Annotated in this window: 3 protein-coding genes; 1 reads left to right on the top strand and 2 read right to left on the bottom strand. The window is 44.3% G+C overall.

What is annotated here, in order from left to right:
- Positions 1–92: 92 nt before the first annotated feature.
- Complete coding sequence (locus tag VK541_RS11025; RefSeq protein WP_324369980.1) at positions 93–776, bottom strand: Crp/Fnr family transcriptional regulator; 684 nt, start codon at positions 774–776, stop codon at positions 93–95.
- 273 nt (positions 777–1,049) lie between these two features.
- Here VK541_RS11025 and VK541_RS11030 point away from each other — a divergent pair, with 273 nt between their 5' ends.
- Positions 1,050–1,583 carry a methylated-DNA--[protein]-cysteine S-methyltransferase gene (locus VK541_RS11030; protein WP_324369982.1) on the top strand — a complete coding sequence of 178 codons (534 nt, stop codon included), beginning with the start codon at positions 1,050–1,052 and terminating at the stop codon, positions 1,581–1,583.
- Here the strand turns inward: VK541_RS11030 and VK541_RS11035 are convergent.
- A partial coding sequence (locus VK541_RS11035) for an ATP-binding cassette domain-containing protein (protein ID WP_324369984.1) occupies positions 1,580–2,314 on the bottom strand: 735 nt, incomplete at its 5' end. The two genes, VK541_RS11030 and VK541_RS11035, sit on opposite strands and share 4 nt — an antisense overlap.

Here is a 2,314-nt window from a genome sequence, read left to right on the forward strand (position 1 = left end):
GTGAGTGTCTGAGCGGCGATGAATGTTCCATTAAAACCTACCCGGTCAAGGTAGAGAACGGCACAGTATACATTGGCCTGCAGCCTGACCCGTCATTCACTGGTAAGATGTGTTAATCCTACTTCATTGACTATACAAATCCGCTTACCATTTAAAGTGATCAGGTTTTCCTGTATAATATCGTTCATCGTCCGGAACACGGTCTCGTAAGTTGCGCCGGAATAGGCCGCCAGGTCCTGTCTGCTCATATCAACATTGATGGACCCATTCATATCCAGGCCAAATTGTGCTTTCAAATTGAGCAGAGCTACGGCCAGCCTGCTTTTTACCGACATCAGCGCCAGGTTCCGCATTCTTTTTTCAGAATCCTGAAGTTCATCTGCGTAAAACATCATCAGGTTAAAGGCAAGGTCATGGTTTACTTTAAGCGTGGCAATGAAGAATTCAAGATCAACGAAGCACAGTGTGGTCTCTTCCAATGCTGTAGCAGAGATGGGGTAAACGGAGCTTTTACTGCCCAGTCCGCGATGACCAAAGATCTTGCCCTGATTCGCAAAACGAAGGATCAGTTCCTTATCACCCCATTTTTTATGAACTTTTACATTACCGCTGTTCACAAAGTAAACCCCATGTACGGGTTCACCCTCGGTAATGATCTGCTCTCCTTTTTTTGCCTTAAAGTTTCTTTTGTGTGCATCTATAGCCGGTTTCCATTCTTTTAATGCCAGCTGACACATAAAACAACTCTGCATGTCGCAGCTTGTATGCTTCTTCATTTATCCAGTATCTTTAACCTTACAATAATAGTGATTTACTTGAAAGAAGCCATACAGAACTTCAGCCGCCCGGGATAAAGGCATAAAAAAAGCGAGAATAACCATACCAGTCATTCCCGCTTATCTAAATTAACGCTCTCAGTATATAGACGTTCTTTATTCCATATTATTGTACAGGACTAAAAAAATTATTTTATTTAACTGCTGCGCAAGAAACGGGTTTCATTTCGTTCGAGAGTATTGTAACTTTAGGTATTAAAATAATAGATCATCATGGAAATAATAAATATGACCGAATTTTCCACGCCACTGGGCCCTATGCTGGCTGGTGCCACATCAGAGGGAATTTGTCTTTTGGAATTCACGAACCGCATCCGGTTAGAAAAGGAATTTAGTGAATTGCAGCGCCTGCTCAATGCAACGATGCAGCCGGGCAGCAATCAGCATCTGGATCAGCTGGAGAATGAATTGAGCGAGTATTTTGAGGGAAAAAGAAAATCTTTCTCTGTGCCCCTCCACACACCAGGCAATGAATTTGCGCAAACGGTATGGAAAACACTCCTGGAAATCCCCTACGGAAAAACCTGTTCTTATAAAGAACAGGCAGAAATGATGAACAATCCCAAAGCGATCCGTGCAATTGCATCAACAAATGGCCGGAATCGTCTGGCCATCATCATACCCTGCCATCGTGTAATCGGCAGCGATGGAAATATGACAGGATATGCTGCCGGAATAGACAAGAAAAAATGGCTGCTGAAATTTGAAAGGGAAAACTCAGGGGTTCCTGAAGGATCTTTGTTTTAACTCAGCCGCTTCCCGCTCATCAGTTTATCAACAGCGTCTTTGAACGATCCTGCCTGTACCACATCTCCTGAGTTTACAAAATAGATCTCATCGGCGTTTTCAATTGTATTTAACCGGTGAGCGATCACCACCAACGTAGTTTCTTTAGGTAGTTTTTCTAATATCCTGCCTAGCATTTGCTCTGTAATGGTATCAATATTTGCTGTAGCTTCATCTAAGATCAGCAATTCAGGTTTGCGCAGGAAAGCCCTCATAAAGGCAATAAGCTGCTTTTGGCCTAAACTCATGTGCTCACCGCCAGACTTTACTTCTGTATCCAGCCCTTCATCAAACACCGAAAGCAATTCAGCGAGGCCGGCTTCTTCAATGACCGCCTCCTCATTTCCATACAGGATGTTTTCCTTTACTGTGCCGGTAAAGAGTAAGGGCTCCTGCAATATGAACCCTATTTTTTGAGTACGCTCTGCATGCGTGTAAGACCGGATGTCGCGGCCGTTCAGCATTACTGTACCTTGCCGGGGATCATATAACCTCGCCATCAGTGAGGCCGTAGTGGTCTTGCCTCCACCTGTTGGTCCTACAAAGGCATACATCTTTCCCCGTTCCAGTAAAAAATCGATTCCGTGCAAAATCTCCTGACCTCCGGGATATCCAAAATGTACCCCACGGAATTCCAGTACTGCAGATGGGGAACCGGGTACAGGAAGTATGTTTTCATCTGCCTTAAGCAC

It is taken from the genome of Pedobacter sp. (assembly GCF_035317785.1).
GTDB lineage: Bacteria > Bacteroidota > Bacteroidia > Sphingobacteriales > Sphingobacteriaceae > Pedobacter.